Origin of the sequence: Psychrobacter sp. TWR1-1-1 (assembly GCF_049895865.1) — a bacterium.
Lineage (GTDB): Bacteria > Pseudomonadota > Gammaproteobacteria > Pseudomonadales > Moraxellaceae > Psychrobacter > Psychrobacter immobilis_A.
Window position 1 is genome coordinate 1 of record NZ_JAFCTE010000007.1, and the last position, 17682, is coordinate 17682.

Below are 17682 nucleotides of genomic sequence, written 5' to 3' on the forward strand. Positions count from 1 at the left end.
TCGACGCTTCAATCAGCATGCGAACGGCGCGTTCTTTAATCTCAGGAGTGTAGGTTTGTCTTTTCATTGTCATATTCTCTCAGAATGTTGAGTCTCCGACAATCCCGGGGCGGTTCAAAGTGAGAGATGAGGAAATAGCGCCCATTTTCACCTGAACCAGAAAGTAACATTGGTATCTGTGTTAATGGAGAATTAAATACTGATTCTTGGACTTGTGGTGATTCTTTATCAGGTTCTGACTGCTCTTCATCATATTGTCTTGCTTTTTCTGTATAGCCATCATAAGCACTTACAAGCCAAAAGCCGATAAGAACTATAATAATGATTAGGAAGATAGTTGCGCCAGAACAGCCACTATTCTTTTGTCTTTGACGACTGCTTGCTAGCAAATTATTGTTATCTATCTGTTCTGAAGGAGTAGGGAAACCACAACTAGGACAAGCAGTACTTTGATCACTAATTCTTTTAGAACATTCAGGACAGTTAATTAAAGCCATTTTTTTCTACTTTATCTTCATGTGTAATATCATCAGCACATTTCTGCAAGGGTAAGTACTACAAAGTTGTTTAAATTGTTGGTAAATAAGATAAAGATTATAACTTATCAGTAATTTTTGAGCAACAAATGTCAAGATTTTATACTTTTTAAAATAGAGTTTTTAAAGTCTATTTTATATATCACCACCAACAAAAAGGCCACTCCCTAAAGAGTAGCCTTTTATTAATCATTTACTAGCGTGTATTAGCTGACTTCTTTCATGCCTTGCTCAAGCATCGGCTTTAAGAATATACCCGTGTAGGACTCTTTGACTTCAGCCACTTGTTCAGGCGTACCTTCCGCAATAATCAGTCCGCCACCTTTACCGCCTTCAGGGCCCAGATCAATCACCCAATCGGCGGTTTTGATGACGTCCAAGTTATGCTCGATGACCACAATAGTATTACCTTTATCGCGTAGGGCATGCAAGATATGCAGCAGTTTATCGATATCATGGAAATGCAAACCAGTGGTTGGCTCATCCAAGATATAGAGCGTCTGTCCCGTATCGCGTTTGGCAAGCTCACGCGCCAGTTTGACACGTTGCGCTTCACCGCCTGATAGCGTTGGCGCAGACTGACCTAAACGAATATAGCTAAGACCAACATCCATCAAAGCTTGCAGACGACGATAAATCGCTGGAATGGCTGAGAAGAATTCAGTGGCATCTTCGACGGTCATATCTAGGACATCGGCAATATTTTTACCTTTATAGTGAATCTCTAAGGTCTCGCGGTTATAGCGCTTACCTTCACAGGTATCACATGGCACATACATATCAGGTAAGAAATGCATCTCAACCTTTATAAGACCATCACCTTGGCACATCTCACAGCGTCCGCCTTTGACGTTGAAACTAAAGCGGCCCGGCTTATAACCACGAGCACGCGCTTCTTGAGTTTGGGCAAACATCTCACGCACAGGGGTAAACACACCCGTATAAGTCGCTGGGTTTGAGCGCGGCGTACGCCCAATTGGGCTTTGATCGATGTCAACCATTTTGTCCAGATGCTCAAGACCGCTGATGCTGTCATGCTTATCCGCGATGAGCGTTGAGGCATTATTCAATTGCGTCGCTGCCAATGGCATAAGGGTACGGTTAATCAACGTTGATTTTCCCGAACCTGAGACACCAGTCACACAAGTCATAATACCAATGGGAATGGTCAAATCTACATCATCCAAGTTATTACCTGAGGCACCTTTTAGCTCAATCGTCATCGGAACTTGTTTGGGTTTGGCTTTACCTTTGACTTCCATATCGATCGTTTTGGCTTTATGACGAATGGCTGGAATCTCGATTCTCTTCTTACCAGACATATATTGTCCAGTCAGCGATTCTTTGTTTGCCATGATGTCATCGACCGTGCCCTGAGCGATAATATGACCGCCATGTACACCTGCACCGATACCGATATCAATCACATGATCTGCTTGGCGAATGGCATCTTCATCATGCTCAACGACCAGTACGGTATTACCCAAATCACGTAAGCGCGTTAGAGTTTTTAGCAGACGATCATTGTCACGTTGATGCAGACCAATGGATGGCTCATCAAGGACATACATCACGCCCATCAGACCTGCGCCAATTTGGCTGGCAAGACGAATACGCTGCGCTTCTCCGCCCGATAGCGTTTCAGCAGAGCGAGCAAGGGATAGATAATCAAGACCGACACTGACAAGGAAGTTTAAGCGCTCGTTAATCTCTTTAAAGATTTTTTCCGCGACTTCGCCTTTATGACCGCCAATTTTTAGCGTTTTATAATAGTCAGCTGCGTCACCGATAGACAGCTTGACGATTTCGGCGATGGTGTGATCTTCGACACGGACGTTACGTGAAATTTCATTGAGTCGCGCGCCATCACAGACATTACAAGTGGTATCAGCCAGATATTTGGCTAGCTCGTCACGCACGAGATTGCTTTGCGTTTTGGCATAGCGACGTTCTAAATAAGGCAATACGCCTTCAAATGGCACGGTCTTATTGGTTTTACGACCGCGCTCATCAGTGAAATTAAAGGTTAGCTTTTCTTTACCAGAGCCTTGCATAATCAGGTCTTGTTGCGCTTTGGTCAGATCTTGCCACGGTGCATCCATATCGATTTTGAAATGATTACAGACAGTGCTAAGCAGGCCAAAATAGTAGGCATGACGTTTGTCCCAACCATTGATCGCGCCTTGATTGAGCGATTTTTCATGATGGGTAATGAGTTTCTCAGCCGAAAAATACTGACGTTTGCCAAGACCATCACAGCTTGGGCACGCGCCGTATGGGTTGTTAAAACTGAACATACGCGGTTCAAGCTCAGGTACGGCACGATCACAGACAGGGCATGAATGCTTGGCTGACATCACTTGGTTTTCGTCGCCGCCTTCTTTTGGATTGCCATCCATAAAGTGTAACGTCACTAAACCTTGACCCAAGCGTAGCGCCGTCTCTAAGCTCTCTGCGACGCGGTTACCTAAGTCGTCACGGACTTTAAAGCGATCAACGACGACTTCAATGGTATGCTTTTTCTTCTTATCTAGGGTTGGTAGCTCATCGGTATCGTAAACATCGCCGTCGACACGTACGCGCACAAAGCCTTGACCAATTAGTTGCTCAAGTAAGACCGTATGCTCGCCTTTACGCTCACGAATCACTGGAGCTAAGATCATGATTTTGGTGTCATCTGGCAACGCCATGACTTGATCGACCATTTCAGTGACTGACTGCGCGACCATTGGCTCGCCATGCTCAGGGCAAAAGGGCGTACCGATACGCGCATAAAGTAGGCGCAGATAGTCATAAATTTCGGTAATCGTCCCCACAGTTGAGCGCGGGTTATGGTTGGTCGATTTTTGCTCGATAGCAATCGCAGGGGATAAGCCCTCGATACTATCGACGTCAGGTTTCTCCATTTGTGAGAGGAATTGACGTGCATAGGCCGATAAGCTTTCGACATAACGACGTTGCCCTTCGGCATACAGCGTATCGAATGCCAATGACGATTTACCAGAGCCTGATAAACCCGTAATGACCACAAACTTATCTCGTGGAATGTCTAAATCGATATTTTTTAGATTATGAGTGCGTGCGCCGCGAACCTTAATATACTCGTGTGCCATCGGTGTTAGGTTTCCTATTTGCTAAAAGGGGATTGAAAATATCTCAAATTAAAAGTTAAATATAGATCAATAGAATGGTTGGTTAAAAACGTGAATATTCTGTAAATTTATAATGTTGTTATAAATAGTTTTATTATCAAAGATTTTGTTATAAATAATATTTTTATAAAGTGTTCATACGTTGATGAAGTGAGAGCTATAGATGCCTAATTTACTGTTTTAATTTTTATAATTGCTGAGCAGTATGCTGCTTGGCGTTCATTTTGCTGTTTTCTTATTCTACAGCCTTTAAGGTGATTGGTTTTCGTATGACTAAGCAAATCTAAATCAAATCAATGTTAAGTAGTAGTCATCTTTTGTCATGGTTTTGACCAAAATGTCATTTTATAGAGGAGTTTGTCATCTAAGCGATTGCTCTAGCTGACGAGTAATAATGTTTATGACGCCTTACTTTATTGTCATGGCGACCGCATTATTCAAGGTGTGATTGCGCATCCGATGCAGTTGGTAACAAAATAATCGCGTAATATGAATGGCTTGGGTTGAGAAGGTATAGGAGGCTGCACTCATAAGACAAAAGTCTCGGCACGCAAACGGCGAATGTCTTATACTAGTGGGCTTAATTTGTAGCTAAAGTCTTGATAGCATCACAATAGTACAAGCAGCGCAGTAGTGATAAATCAGCAATGACGAACCAGTGAGGCAAGTATGAATAGCGTAGAAAAACGGGCAATCCTCGGGGTCGGTGGTATATTTGCTTTGCGGATGATTGGTCTGTTTATGATTGTGCCTGTGTTTTCTGTATATGGTGACAATTATGCGCACGCGACGCCGTTTTTGATTGGCTTAGCCGTCGGTATTTATGGGCTAGGGCAGGCGATATTTCAGATACCCATGAGTTTGGCTGCTGACAAGTTCCCGCGTAAGCCGATTATCTTTTTAGGGCTGATCTTATTTGCTCTCGGCGGTATCATTGCGGCAAATGCGACTGATATTTACGAGGTTATCATTGGTCGGGCGCTGGCAGGTAGTGGCGCGGTTTCAGCGGTATTGATGGCATTATTGGCTGATGTAACGCGCGAAGAAATGCGTACCAAAGCGATGGCGACGATGGGCTTGACCATTGCGACTTCTATCATGCTCGCTTTTGCCTTTGGTCCGTTATTGGTTGGCTCGCTGGGTATCTCTGGTTTATTTTGGTTGACCTCAGGCTTTGCTGTTTTGGCGATGCTGTTATTGTTGTTTGTGCCGACACCGCTACGAGTGCTTAAACACAATTTAGACAATAAAACTATTGGTCAGCAATTAGCGACCGTCCTCAAAATCGGCGATTTAAACCGTTTACATATCGGTATCTTTGCTCTGCATCTAACCATGACGGCGATATTTGTGATATTGCCGCATCAGCTTAATGAAGTGATGGGGCTGTCGGTACGTCAGCAAGGCTTGGTTTATTTGCCGCTGTTATTTATTGGTTTTGCCGTCGCCATTCCTTTTATTATCATTGCCGAAAAGAAACGCAAAATGCGTCAAGTATTCTTAGGCGCGATTGCGTTAATGACCGCTGCTTTAGCGATATTGGCTATTGGCAGTCAGGTTGGCATTGGTATTATATTAGGTCTGTTATTGTACTTTATGGGCTTTAACTTACTTGAGGCAACGATTCCCTCATGGATATCTAAGCGCGCCCCAGTCGCCAACAAAGCCACTGCGATGGGGCTTAACTCATCCAGCCAGTTCTTTGGTGCGTTTGTCGGTGGTGCGATGGGTGGTTTGTTATTAAGTCAGCCGAATTTGCTGGCGTGGGGAATTTTAGCCGTCATTATGGGCGTGGCACTACTCATTATCATTCCTATTTCTCAGCCGCCATACTTATCGAGTACCACGGTGACCATCCCTAAAGACATTAATATCCAAGACTGGTCACGGCAAATGCTGGCGGTAGATGGCGTGGATGAGCTGGTCGTGATGGCGAAAGAGCAAGTCGCTTATTTAAAGTTAGACAAGACACAATTGACAGATGACTCGCGCATGCAGTTATCGAGTTTGGCACAGAGTCCACTAGATATTTAACAAAGGGTATAAACAACGTACTTAGGCGAGTAGAGGTAAGGTTGAATAGGCGAAAACTGAGTAGACAACGACTAGATAGACAGCCATTATTAATAAGTGAACGCTAAATCTTTATCTCTATTTAAAAGGAATTAATATGAGTAAGTTTAAAGTGCTATCGCACGGTGTTGCGCTTCGAGCAGTGGCTAAATTTTCGATAGGTCTTGGTCTATCAGCCATGTTACTACTCTCAGGCTGTGCCACACAAAATATCCAAGCCTATCAGAACAGCACGCCCACGCTCGATATGCATGAGTTCTTCTCAGGTCAAATCGATGGTTGGGGCATGTTTCAAGGTCGCAATGGCGAGGTTAAAAAACGCTTTTACGTCGATATTGATGCCACTCACGAAGGCGATAATGTCATCGTTTTAGATGAGAAGTTCGCATGGGCAGATGGGTCAAAATCACAGCGTATATGGCGATTGACCAAACAAGCTGATGGTAGCTGGAAAGGAACAGCAGGCGATGTCATTGGCGAGGCAACAGGGAAAGTGGTTGGCAATACCTTGCATTGGAATTACTTGTTAGAGCTACCCGTTGAGGATAAAACCTACAAAGTGAATTTTGATGACTGGATGTATCTGGTCGATAAAAACGTCATGCTCAATCGCTCAGTCATGAAAAAATTTGGCGTAGAGCTGGGTAGCGTCACCTTGAGTATGCATCGCAATAACGAGAGCAATGATTCTAAATAAGTTTATAAAGGGCAGAGTGAGTTGATAAGTCAGTAACTGGTAATAGTATTAATTCGCTTAATAAAATGGCAAAATAGCAATATCATGGTTTTTTAAACCCAAAAATTATAATATATATCTAAACGACATAGATTGTCGTCTTTAATAAATAGCTTGTAGATATTCCAATAAAAATTGATTACAGTAAAATCATTAATGAATGCGCTTAGCTGCACAGTCATTAAAGCGATTCATAAAATTATTCATAAGTAAAAGGACGGTATCATGCGCGGAGTTAATAAAGTTATCATCATCGGTAACCTTGGAGCAGACCCTGAGGCACGTCAATTTAATAACGGCGGTAGCGTGACCAATATCTCGGTTGCAACGTCAGAGCAGTGGACCGACAAGCAAAGTGGCGAAAAAAGAGAAGCGACGGAATGGCATCGTATTTCTCTATTTAATCGTTTGGGTGAAATCGCCGCGCAGTATTTGCGTAAAGGCAGTAAAGTTTATATCGAAGGCAGTTTGCGTACCCGTAAATATCAAGATCCCAATGGTCAAGACCGTTATATTACTGAGATTCGCGCTGAGCAAATGCAAATGCTAGATGGTGCGACTGGTGGTCAAAGTGATAATAGCTTTGGCGGTCAAAATCAGGGTCAAGGTGGTGGCTATGGCAATCAAGGTGGCCAAAACAGTCAAAACAACTTTGGTCAGCAAGCAAACAATCAGCCAGCACAGCAAGGCGGTTACAACCAGTCAGCTGCTCAAGGTGGTCAAAACAGCTTTAACAATCAAAGCGCACCTGCTCAGCAGAATCAGTTCAATCAACCTGCGCAAAAGCCTGCACAGTCAAAGCCAACAGCAATGCCTGACGGTCCTGTCGATGATGATATTCCGTTCTAAATCTGATGATGATAAGACTTATATGTAAAGAGTAATCTATAGAAGGCCCTGCAATTGCAGGGTTTTTTTATGCCTAGTGATAAATAATTTAAAAAATAAATTTTCTATAGTGCCCATAAAGGTCGTATGAAAGTGAGCGCGTTTAGAAAGATAGACTTTATCAATTGCTATATTATCTCGCTAAAAAAGTAAAACGTTTGTTGGTTTTTATAGTTGTAACCTGATAGTTATTTGAAAGAATAGAAAATTAATTATTGGTTGGTAAACGATTTAGTAAGAAGATAAAGCGGATAAACAGTAACCTGCTTCATTGATTTTATCGATTTTTTTATTCTCATTATCTTATCAAATTTTATATTGAAATTTATGAAAACTACCTTTCATATCCTATATAGACCGTCTGTTCTATTGGATTTAATTAGTGCTAACGGTTCATTAAATGGGTTGATATAATCCACTCGAATCAATAATTCAAACAATATTAAATGTGGGGCTTTCATTTAAAGTGATTCTTATTAACCAATAAAAAGTCAAAATTTGACTGTTCAATGGCTGAAATAATAAAAATTCATCTGGTCGACCGCTTACTATAGGGTTGGTTCAATGTGAAAGGTTAAAGCTGTCACGCTTTTATAATCAATTGACTATAAGAGTGCCCAACATTACTGCTAGTGCTGAGTACAAAGAATGAAAGATGGTGATGTGTTTCAAAAAACTGATTTGGGCAGAGAAGAGATTAAATCTCAGAGTCTCGGCATATTGCCGCGTGAAGCGAGAACATTGCTCATTATGATCGATGGCAAACGCACGTATCAAAGCTATCTTGATACGCTTGACCGTAGCAAGATGTTTGCTGATTTTGGCGGTGTTGCACCACTATTTGAGTTGCTGTTAGGGCTTGAGTGTGTAGAGGTAGTGGGCGCTGATAATGCTACCTCCCAAACATCCACTGCGCCGCAATCACCGACGGCTTACCAGTCTCAAGCATCGTTGTCTGAAAGAAATATTGAGACAGAGTTTGATCGCACCTTTAATGATAAAAGTCTCAATAAAATGGCAGCATTAGGCAAGAAATCAATCAGTAGTATTTTCAAGGCTAGGTTGTCTGGTGCGAGCTACGAAACGATAAAGTCAGAGTTGGCTAACTATATTGAAAAAAACGCACCACCAGTAGAAGCTTGGGGTTACTTGTTGAGTTTAGAACAATGCGCGGATAGCTCGCAATTATTGAGCTTGGTCAAAGAAATACAGAGCACCAGTAGCAGTAATTTATCACGCGGCATGAATGATTTTATCAAAAAAATTCAACGTTAATATATACGCGACTTATGTTATAAAAAAATGACTTATACCACAAATACTCGGTTATAAAAGACAGTAGCTGGGTGGTGATGGGTGAAAAATTTAGCAAACTAATTGGAGTGTTTTGTGGAATCAGCTGAGCTTTCAGAATTAAATCGCCTAAAAATGCATCATGGCGAGCATATTATTTTACGTTTAACTTACATTAGCCGTTATAACACCGACAATCCTAAAGGTGAAGTAACGCGCATCCTGACACAAGCTCAGCAAAATAATGAGCGCAATGGTATTACGGGTGCTTTGGTGTTCAATCACAATTATTTTTTGCAAAGTATTGAAGGGGCGAGACCCGTCATCAATGAATTGCTCAGAAAATTGGTTAAAGATAATCGGCATCATGGCTTACAAGTCATCGAATGCCGTGAAGTAGAGCTGCGCCATTGGAGTAAATGGTCAATGAAGTATTTGATTCCGAGCGATGAAAACAAAGGACTTGCGCTTAAATTTTCGACAGGTACTCAGTTTAATCCTTATTTGATGAACACCAATCAAATCATGATGTTGATTGAGACGTTATCAGACCTTCAAGAGCAAGAAGCCGTGAGCGCCGCCAAAAAGAAGAAACCATGGTTTTCTATTGGCTAATTGACTGACGTGTATAAAAGCTAAGAACCATCACACCCATGACATTTTAAAAGAGATAAGATATGACATCAGCAATGGAAGATGCACACATTTTGATGAGCATGACATACGCTAGCCGTGCCAACCCAGATGTATCGGCCAACGACTTCAACGAAATCTTGCAGCAAGCACAAGTAAATAATGCCGCCAATGGCATCACTGGTATGCTGACGTTTAATAAAGATTATTTTTTGCAAACCGTTGAAGGGCCAAGAGCACAGATCAATCGTCTGTTATATAGTTTAATTGCTGATCCGCGTCATCATGACTTACAGGTTATTGAAACACGTGAGTTAAAGCATCGAGCATGGTCTAAATGGTCCATGAATTATGCTTCACCGACTGAAAAAAATGCGGCGATTTATTTAAAATATTCGACAACGATTGATTTTAATCCCTATTTATTGAGCGCCGAAGCAGCCTATAATTTGATGAATGAGCTTAGTGATCAGCATGATTAATCAATAGCGCTTTTAACTAATCGGTAAGTATATATATGGAAACAATTAGTTGCTATTTTTAATGGATTTATGTTTGCTGAGTTATTCGTTCAATCGTTTTTAGGACATTGTTTATAGAGACTGGTTTTATCTTAAAATTAATAACTGTTTGTGAATAACTATTAAATAAATAATGGTTTTTCATTTACCCGATTTTACTATTCACTGACCTTTGCTATAGTAGATATAATAATCTACTGTTGTGATAGCAAGGTTTTTTGTTTATATTATCTACGCCATTAGCTATTGTGGCTAACAATATTTTATTTGGTTCAAAAAATATCGATTTTTGACATTCATCGTTGTATTTAATGATGAATACGTCATTCTTAGTTCTTAATAGTGAATAATATCTATTAAGGTTATATTTTTTATCTTACAGTTGGATTTATTATGAGCAAAAATACCGCCATTGATTTAGAAAACCTGAACGTTGATGAGCTACGTGCCATCACTGAAAATGCCCAGCAGCTTATTGCCAAAAAACAACATCAGCGTTTGTATGACGCTTATATGCAGTTTGAGAAAATTGCAGAAGATAGCAATGCCTCTATCGAAGAGATTCTAAAAGCTGGTGAAACGCTAGAGAAAAAACGCAGCATCAAGTATCGCAATACTGACAACAACGAAGAAACGTGGACTGGTCGTGGTCGCAAGCCAACGTGGTTGGTTGAAGCGCTAGCAGCAGGTCGTAGTATCGAAGATTTTGCTATCTAGATAGTGTAGTGGCTAACAGGATGATGTCGGTTTAGATTTAGCAAGGTACAATTTTTATTAAAGGCTATTTAAAATAAGCGCTCGTCTAAATAAGAGCTTGTTTAAATAAGTCCTGTTTTAAAAAAGCGCCATGTTACATCTACTCTGATCATTGGGCTTGTTTCTTATGATTTGTGTGCAATGATAGCGTTTGATCGTGATAGTCCTTTCGTCTTAGAAGCTGATAAAAGCCAGTATCTTTATTGCCATTATGTTGGTAAAAAGATACTGGCTTTTTTTCTGTCATCTGTATGCCATTGTTTGTTATGATAATGACGTTTTTGTCTTATATAAGAGTTATGCAACCGTGCCCCAAGTATCTGCGTCGTCTCATAAGCGCCCTCGTAAGCTGTGGTGGCTGGTTGGGTTTGTATTATTTGCATTATTTGCTGTGTTGCAAATGCCAGCGGCGTGGCTGCTTGAAAAGTATGCTCCCGAAACGCCTTATGTACAGCATGTGTCGGGTAATTTATGGCAAGGCTCCGTTATCTGGCAGATGCCTTTAGCAGCGACACCGCTCACAGGTACGGCAGAATGGTCGTGGCAGCCATGGCATTTGTTATTGGGTAAGATAAGTGCAGAGGTCTATATCAATTCAGCACAAACCCGCCTCAATGGACAAGTGAAAATAGGCAGCAACTCATGGCAAGTGGATAATATGAGCGGCAAGATAGCACCTGAGACGTTGGCAAGTTTGGTTGATTGGCAATTGCCCAATACACCGATTCAGGTCAATAACGTTTCGCTCAGCCGTCAGTCTGGCTCAAGTACTGCCGCAGAAAACGCTTCAACAAAAAATCCATCTGGTTTTACTCAAGCCGATGGTCAGCTGACATGGGTCGGCGGTGAGATAGGCTATCCTAGTGGTGGCAAGGTTTTTTATCTGACCATGCCTGCGATGCGTGCTGAGTTAAGTGCCGAGCAAAAAAACAATAAAAACCTGCTTCATATCAATTTATTAAACAATCAAGATAAGCGCTTGGGCGACTTATATATCGATGGCGATAATATGTTGGATGTCAGTTTGACGCAGCGTTTATTAGAAAGTATGCCTGAGTATAAAGGGCAAGCACCCCAAGATACCCCAGTCGTCAGTGTGCGTCAGCCGCTGCTAAATGGGCTGGGGACACGCTAGATGATGAATGTTTCTACAACTTTAAAACCTGTGCTTAACACCCTTAATCGATTCTCAGGTTGGGTATTGTTATTGGCTGTTGCTTGGTTATGTTGGACAGCGGCTCGGTTACTATGGTTGTTGCTCGCAGCACCATTGGCACCGATGTTGCCACCAGCAGCTTTGCAAAACACATCGGCATCTGGCAAGGACTATAGTGGATTATTTGCTATTTTTGCAGACCCTGATCCTATTGCAGCAGCAGTGCAGCCACCGCCCAATGTCAATCTAAAAGGCGTTCTGTTAGCAATGCCAGAGAGCATGTCCTCGGCACTACTGGATGTCAATGGTGAAGTGAAAAATTATCGAATCGGTGATGCGCTAAAAGACAGTGGCTATACCCTTGTCGCTGTCGACTGGAATTCGGTTGTCATCGCTGATGCCAGTGACAAGCAAACCGTCATTAGCATGCCAGCCGCGATGCCGTTAGACCAAAGTGACATGATCGCAGGTGCCGTGAGTAATCAGCGCTTGCCAGAGAACAGCATGTTGCCTAACGCCCCTCAGCCTACACAAAATACTGAGGAAGAGTCCGCTGCGACAGGCAGTGACAGTAGCCCGCAATCTGCTATCGATGAAGCGGTCACAGAATTGCAAGAAAACCCCGCCAGTTATTTGAGTAGGATGGGGGTTATGGCAGCAGGGGAAAGCTATCAAGTAACACCTGCAATGCCAGCAAAGCTGCGTAATCGTCTAGGGCTTGAGCCAGGTGATAAAGTGCTAACGGTTAATGGTCAAAGCGTGGGTAGTAATCCTGCCCAAGATGCTAGTGTGCTACAACAGGTACAGCAATCAGGTGAGGCGCAAATAGAGGTACAACGCGGCGATCAAGTCATTACCATTCGTCAGCAGTTTTAAGCGCAATAAATGGGTGAGAGCTCTTACTTTAAGTAAACAAGTTTTAAGTAAACAAGTATTTAGATAGTGCCACTTAAATAATGCCATTGTGGGCAGAATATTAAGTGAGCAAAGCAATCATTGAGCACCTTAGCACACAATAAATCCAGTACATACTAAGCGACATCACTGTAGGTAATCATCAATATGGTAAGTTTTCATAATTTTTCAGTCACGCCTCTGTACCATGTTTTGCAGCGCCTGATGCGCCTGTGTCGTCCTCTTTGCCTCGCCGTACCATTATGGGCTGCCAGTACAGGTCTTGCGAGTGCTGAGAGCTGGAAAGTCAACTTACAAGATGCCGATATCAAAGCCTTTATTAATGAGGTGGCAACCATCACTGACCAAAACTTTGTCCTTGATCCGCGTATCAATGGCAATGTGACGGTGATTTCTAACAAAGCCTTGTCCCGTGACGAAATCTATCAGCTGTTTTTGAGTGTGATGCAAGTCAACGGTATTGCAGCGATTGACTCGGGAACGACCATTAAATTGGTGCCAGATAATGTCGCCAAACAATCTGGCGTGGCAGTTGATTTACGCGGTGACAGTGTTGGTGAGGCGTTAGCTACTCGTGTTATTTATTTAACCAATACCCAAGCCGCAGAAGTGCTGGGTGTCATCCGTCCGCTTATGCCCCAATCAGCTCATGCCGCTGCCGTGCCTGGTGTCAATGCCTTGGTATTGTCCGATCGTGCAGATAGTCTTAATCAGCTGACGTCGCTTATCCGCGATTTAGATAGCAACGTCAATGACAGTTTGCAAGTGATACCACTACGTCACGTCGATGCTGAACGTATGATGGAATTGATTAGCGCCTTGGTTGCAAGCGCTGGTAGCGGGCAAGCACAAGGTGGTAATAACCAGCTTAAAGTCATCGCTGACACCTCTAGTGATAGATTGTTGGTGAAAGGCAGTCCGGAGATGATTGCTAAAGTCAAAGAGATGGTCAATCAATTGGACACCACGCCTACAAGGCGTTTGAGTGGTCTGCGCGTCTTTCGATTAAAATACGCCAGTGCAGGTCATATTGCAGATATGCTACGCGGATTGCTCGCCAATCAATCTATTAATAGCGCTGGAGCAACGTCCTCGTTAGAGTCTGCATCATTGAACGATTCCAGTAGCACGGGTGCTACCTTGACTAATGAGTCTAGCACTAACACGACTAACAATGCGTCGACCTCAGCTACCTCTGGTGCCAATTCGAGTAGTACTGGTACAGGTGTTGGCGGGCGACCTTTTAGTATTATCGCTGATGAAACCCAAAATGCCGTTATCGTTAATGCAGCACCTGAGCTGATGTTTGAGATTGAAGATGCGGTCAATCAGTTGGACAGTCGCCGCGCGCAAGTATTGATTCAAGCGGCTATTGTAGAAGTGTCAGGTGATGATGCGACCCAGCTTGGTGTGCAATGGGCGCTTGGCAATGCCAATAGCGGCTACGGAGTCGTAAACTTCAATAACGTAGGCGCGAGTGCTACAGCACTTGCTGCCGCCGCGTTAGGTGGCGGTGCCGCCAGTATCAGTGCAGCAGCAGGCTCGATAGCTGGTGCTTTGATTGGTATTGGTGATAGCAGCAAAGACAGTCAGGGAAATACCCAGTTTTATGGGGCTATCTTGCAAGCGCTTGATTCTTCTACCAGTGCCAATCTTCTGTCTATGCCATCAATTTTGACATTGGACAATGAAAAAGCCAGTATTTTAGTGGGTCAAAACGTGCCTTTTGTGACAGGTTCCTTTACCACCAGTGGCAACGATTCTAGCAACCCCTTTCAAACCATTGATCGTCAGGATATTGGTATCAATCTAAATGTCATTCCTCATATTGGCGACAATGGCACCGTACGCTTGGAAGTCTCACAAGAAGTCTCATCCGTCGTGCCTGGTAGCACTGGAAATGCTACTGGTTTGGTGACCAATAAAAGCCTCATCAATACGACGATTCTGGCTGATGATCAGCAGACCATTGCTCTTGGTGGCTTGATGCGTGAAAACAGCACCACGCGCCAACAAAAAGTCCCTGGCTTGGGTAATGTGCCAGTCATTGGTCGACTGTTCCGCTCTGACAATGACACGACGCAAAAAAGCAACTTAATCATATTTTTACAGCCAACCATCCTACGTGATGGCAGGGCAGTCGCCAGTGTCACCGAGCGCAAATTTAACCAAATGCGCGTCCTACAATTGGTCATTGATAAAAACGGTACCATTAAACAGCTGCCATTGAGCGGTACGGAAGGTTGGAATGGCGATGTTAGTGTAGATTATGAGTTGATGCCGCTCAATCCCCTTGTTCCTAAGCGCGATCAGACACCAAAGTCTCAGTCTCAAGGTTTTACCAAAGTAGACAGTCCTAATAATGGTATGACAACTTACCCTTTAAACCGTTAAGCACTCAAAAAAGCGCTTTATTAATGATAGGTTAATAAAGCGCTCGCCTCCTATTCTTATAGCATGTAGAGACACGGTGTAATAAATAAACTACGCCGTACATTAGCTTGCGTATTCATAACACAGATAAACATAGCAGTTTTTATATCGCAGTATACTAATGAGTAATTGAGTAGTAAGTATGAACACTTGCTGATAAATATAGCAGATAATGATATAAAGGTAGGGGTGAAAGCAATGACAAGTCATACAAATGCTAAAAAGTGGTTTTTATTAGCAGTCGCTGCCACCGCCTTATTAGTGATTCCTCGGCGTAGCAGTCGACAAGCTAATACCAGACCGTTAGATGAGCACAATGTATCAGATGAGCACTCAGATGAGCACAATGCAAAAGCCAATCATGATGATACTAATAGGGCGTGTTGAAGGTCTCTTTATTTATCAAAAGCTCTTTTGTTGATGAGTATTTTTCTAACTGTCGAAATCATTTTAAATAAAGTTGCCATCCTAAAGTGTTCATTGACGTGGTTATTGCTACAAAATGACAAATAATGTCTATTGAATGACAAATCACGGAACGTCTCGCTGAAAACTATTAATTTTGGAGTCTATCAATGACCCCTATCGCTTCACCTAAGATGATCAAACAGCCCTTACCTACTATTTATCCTCTCATTGATACGCATACTCATTTTGATGCCCCAATATTTGATGATGATAGAGAAATACTGACGCAGCAGGCTCATACTCAGGGAGTACGCCATCTGGTATTAGTCGGCTATCTATATCAGCATTTTGAGCGGATGTATGAGACTGAGCGCCTGTTAAATACGCTGTCATTACCTACGACAGCCAATGTCGATAGACAAAAAGTGTCAAATTTTAGTAGCCATGTTGCGGTTGGTTTGCATCCTTTTTATATTAAACAACATACTGACGATCATTTAATCGCTATGGCAAAAAGGATTGCTGATAAACGCCCATTAGCAATCGGCGAGATTGGTTTAGACACCTTTACTGAGGCGATGAAAGCGCCTGACATATTTGCCAAACAAGTACGATTTTTTAAGGCACAATTGGATATGGCGGTGACTCATCAGCTGCCAGTGATGCTGCATATTCGTAAAGCCCATGCAGAAGCATTGGCCATACTAAAAGCGCATGACTACGATGCACACAAACTTGGCGGTATCGCGCATAGTTTTAGTGGTGGGACGCAAGAAGCCAAAGCATTTGTTAAGTTAGGATTTAAGCTTGGGGTTACCGGTCAAATCACTAATCCCAATGCTAAGAAACTGCGCCGCGCCATTCAAGCAGCGGTTGATAGCTATGGTGTTGAATGTTTGGTGATAGAAACGGATTGCCCTGATATGACGCCTATCATGTGTCAAATATCTGACCATGATTCATCAGTGCCAAATCAAGACTCAGACAGTGAACGGAGGAGTACAGCCGTACATAATAGAAATGTACCTGCCAACTTGCCATGGGTATTGCTAAGCTTGAGTGAGTTGCTTAATGTACCACCCGCCAGTCTTGCTAAGCAATTGTGGCACAACAGTTGCAGTGCTTTGCAAACAAAATGGGATTATCCGTTATCGTAGTGCCACAGATTTTAGTCAATGACGGTTTATTATATGGCTAGCCATTGATATGATAGTGAATGAGATAGCCGTGAATAAAGAAATTGACGTAATATAAGCGCCACCAAAATAATTTAAAAGAGCATTTAATCTGTTATGAGTGAAATACAACCATTTGAGCAAACAATGACAGAATCCATTGGCACCGAAGACGTTACAAAGACAGAAAAGCTTAGCGAAGACAATGTGCAATATGAACGCCGTTTTCAAGGTACGCGCACTCTTTATGGTACGGCAGCTGTCACTACTTTTGCCGATGCGCATGTATACGTTATTGGCGTTGGAGGCGTTGGTTCTTGGGCAGCTGAGGCTTTGGCAAGAACGGCAGTGGGCACTATTACGTTGATTGATTTGGACGTATTGGTTGCGTCCAATGTCAATCGGCAGTTGCCTGCACTAGACAGCACCTTTGGTGAGAGTAAAATTGCAGCGATGGCCACCCGTATTCGTGAAATTAATCCCAAAGTAACGCTAAACTTGATCGATGATTTTTTAACTGTAGAAAACGTCGCCACTTTATTGCCAAGTCGCGATGAAGCAAAAGCCGCTGTTGCTCAAGGCAGACCTATGGTTATTTTGGACTGCGTAGATGATATGAATGCCAAGCTTGCCATCGCGCTACACTGTCGTTTTAATAAATTAAAACTGGTTTGTGCAGGCGGCGCAGGTGGCAAGATAGACCCTAGTCAGATTAGGGTGAGTGACTTGCGTGACAGTTACCAAGATCCTTTACTTGCTAAATTACGCAATAAGCTGCGCCACGAAAAAGGCATTAATAGTACACTAAAAGAAAAGTTCGGGATCAAATGTGTCTACTCTACAGAGCCACCACGTGTAGATAAGAGTTGTCAGACAGGCGGTTTGCAGTGTGGTGGTTACGGCTCAGCAGTAGTGGTCACATCGGTGGTTGCGATGATTATGGTGAGTGAAGCATTACAATTATTAATAAAACAGGCGGGCATCAAGCCGAGCGTCTGATCTTATTT

At 42.7% G+C, this 17682-nt stretch carries 15 protein-coding genes; 13 read left to right on the top strand and 2 right to left on the bottom strand.

Annotated features, from left to right (window positions below):
• Positions 1 to 41 precede the first annotated feature (41 nt).
• Positions 42 to 497: a hypothetical protein gene (locus ACP69U_RS08310; protein ID WP_426138269.1), complete on the bottom strand. Its 456-nt coding sequence runs from the start codon at positions 495 to 497 to the stop codon at positions 42 to 44.
• Between the two features lie 245 nt (positions 498 to 742).
• A complete protein-coding gene (gene uvrA / locus ACP69U_RS08315) occupies positions 743 to 3649 on the bottom strand; it encodes an excinuclease ABC subunit UvrA (protein ID WP_426138270.1) in 2907 nt (968 codons plus the stop codon).
• Positions 3650 to 4357: 708 nt separating this feature from the next.
• On the opposite strand from uvrA, the gene ACP69U_RS08320 reads away from it, so the two are divergent.
• From ACP69U_RS08320 to ACP69U_RS08380, 13 genes are all read left to right on the top strand, one after another.
• Positions 4358 to 5722: an MFS transporter gene (locus tag ACP69U_RS08320; protein WP_426138271.1), complete on the top strand. Its 1365-nt coding sequence runs from the start codon at positions 4358 to 4360 to the stop codon at positions 5720 to 5722.
• A gap of 136 nt (positions 5723 to 5858) precedes the next feature.
• Positions 5859 to 6458 (top strand): DUF3833 domain-containing protein, encoded by a 600-nt coding sequence (locus ACP69U_RS08325; RefSeq protein WP_426138272.1) that lies wholly within the window; start codon positions 5859 to 5861, stop codon positions 6456 to 6458.
• Between the two features lie 264 nt (positions 6459 to 6722).
• Positions 6723 to 7346 carry a single-stranded DNA-binding protein gene (gene ssb / locus ACP69U_RS08330; RefSeq protein WP_201581943.1) on the top strand — a complete coding sequence of 208 codons (624 nt, stop codon included), beginning with the start codon at positions 6723 to 6725 and terminating at the stop codon, positions 7344 to 7346.
• A gap of 702 nt (positions 7347 to 8048) precedes the next feature.
• Positions 8049 to 8660 (top strand): hypothetical protein, encoded by a 612-nt coding sequence (locus ACP69U_RS08335; protein ID WP_426138273.1) that lies wholly within the window; start codon positions 8049 to 8051, stop codon positions 8658 to 8660.
• Positions 8661 to 8774: 114 nt separating this feature from the next.
• Positions 8775 to 9293, top strand: coding sequence for a BLUF domain-containing protein (locus ACP69U_RS08340; RefSeq protein ID WP_227676075.1), 519 nt, complete (start codon positions 8775 to 8777; stop codon positions 9291 to 9293).
• A 62-nt stretch (positions 9294 to 9355) separates the two neighbouring features.
• Positions 9356 to 9793 carry a BLUF domain-containing protein gene (locus tag ACP69U_RS08345; protein ID WP_201561037.1) on the top strand — a complete coding sequence of 146 codons (438 nt, stop codon included), beginning with the start codon at positions 9356 to 9358 and terminating at the stop codon, positions 9791 to 9793.
• 432 nt (positions 9794 to 10225) lie between these two features.
• Complete coding sequence (locus ACP69U_RS08350; RefSeq protein WP_045453321.1) at positions 10226 to 10549, top strand: H-NS family nucleoid-associated regulatory protein; 324 nt, start codon at positions 10226 to 10228, stop codon at positions 10547 to 10549.
• A gap of 346 nt (positions 10550 to 10895) precedes the next feature.
• Positions 10896 to 11723: a type II secretion system protein N gene (gspN, locus tag ACP69U_RS08355; RefSeq protein ID WP_426138274.1), complete on the top strand. Its 828-nt coding sequence runs from the start codon at positions 10896 to 10898 to the stop codon at positions 11721 to 11723.
• Positions 11724 to 12620: a type II secretion system protein N gene (locus tag ACP69U_RS08360; protein ID WP_238035544.1), complete on the top strand. Its 897-nt coding sequence runs from the start codon at positions 11724 to 11726 to the stop codon at positions 12618 to 12620. It abuts the gene before it with no gap.
• 186 nt (positions 12621 to 12806) lie between these two features.
• Positions 12807 to 15053 (top strand): type II secretion system secretin GspD, encoded by a 2247-nt coding sequence (gene gspD / locus ACP69U_RS08365; RefSeq protein WP_372814885.1) that lies wholly within the window; start codon positions 12807 to 12809, stop codon positions 15051 to 15053.
• A gap of 237 nt (positions 15054 to 15290) precedes the next feature.
• Complete coding sequence (locus tag ACP69U_RS08370; RefSeq protein WP_201554633.1) at positions 15291 to 15479, top strand: hypothetical protein; 189 nt, start codon at positions 15291 to 15293, stop codon at positions 15477 to 15479.
• 188 nt (positions 15480 to 15667) lie between these two features.
• Positions 15668 to 16657, top strand: coding sequence for a TatD family hydrolase (locus ACP69U_RS08375; protein ID WP_426138275.1), 990 nt, complete (start codon positions 15668 to 15670; stop codon positions 16655 to 16657).
• A gap of 165 nt (positions 16658 to 16822) precedes the next feature.
• Positions 16823 to 17674 carry a tRNA threonylcarbamoyladenosine dehydratase gene (locus ACP69U_RS08380; protein WP_426138348.1) on the top strand — a complete coding sequence of 284 codons (852 nt, stop codon included), beginning with the start codon at positions 16823 to 16825 and terminating at the stop codon, positions 17672 to 17674.
• Positions 17675 to 17682: the final 8 nt, after the last annotated feature.

What these genes read in the sequence shown, in the direction of transcription:
- ACP69U_RS08345 (WP_201561037.1), top strand. Translation starts at nt 9,356, where the DNA reads ATGACATCAGCAATGGAAGATGCACACATTTTGATGAGCATGACATAC.
- ACP69U_RS08325 (WP_426138272.1), top strand. Translation starts at nt 5,859, where the DNA reads ATGAGTAAGTTTAAAGTGCTATCGCACGGTGTTGCGCTTCGAGCAGTG.
- gspD (WP_372814885.1), top strand. Translation starts at nt 12,807, where the DNA reads ATGGTAAGTTTTCATAATTTTTCAGTCACGCCTCTGTACCATGTTTTG.
- uvrA (WP_426138270.1), bottom strand. Translation starts at nt 3,649, where the DNA reads ATGGCACACGAGTATATTAAGGTTCGCGGCGCACGCACTCATAATCTA.
- ACP69U_RS08350 (WP_045453321.1), top strand. Translation starts at nt 10,226, where the DNA reads ATGAGCAAAAATACCGCCATTGATTTAGAAAACCTGAACGTTGATGAG.
- ACP69U_RS08375 (WP_426138275.1), top strand. Translation starts at nt 15,668, where the DNA reads ATGACCCCTATCGCTTCACCTAAGATGATCAAACAGCCCTTACCTACT.
- ACP69U_RS08380 (WP_426138348.1), top strand. Translation starts at nt 16,823, where the DNA reads ATGACAGAATCCATTGGCACCGAAGACGTTACAAAGACAGAAAAGCTT.
- ACP69U_RS08360 (WP_238035544.1), top strand. Translation starts at nt 11,724, where the DNA reads ATGATGAATGTTTCTACAACTTTAAAACCTGTGCTTAACACCCTTAAT.
- ssb (WP_201581943.1), top strand. Translation starts at nt 6,723, where the DNA reads ATGCGCGGAGTTAATAAAGTTATCATCATCGGTAACCTTGGAGCAGAC.
- ACP69U_RS08370 (WP_201554633.1), top strand. Translation starts at nt 15,291, where the DNA reads ATGACAAGTCATACAAATGCTAAAAAGTGGTTTTTATTAGCAGTCGCT.
- ACP69U_RS08310 (WP_426138269.1), bottom strand. Translation starts at nt 497, where the DNA reads ATGGCTTTAATTAACTGTCCTGAATGTTCTAAAAGAATTAGTGATCAA.
- ACP69U_RS08320 (WP_426138271.1), top strand. Translation starts at nt 4,358, where the DNA reads ATGAATAGCGTAGAAAAACGGGCAATCCTCGGGGTCGGTGGTATATTT.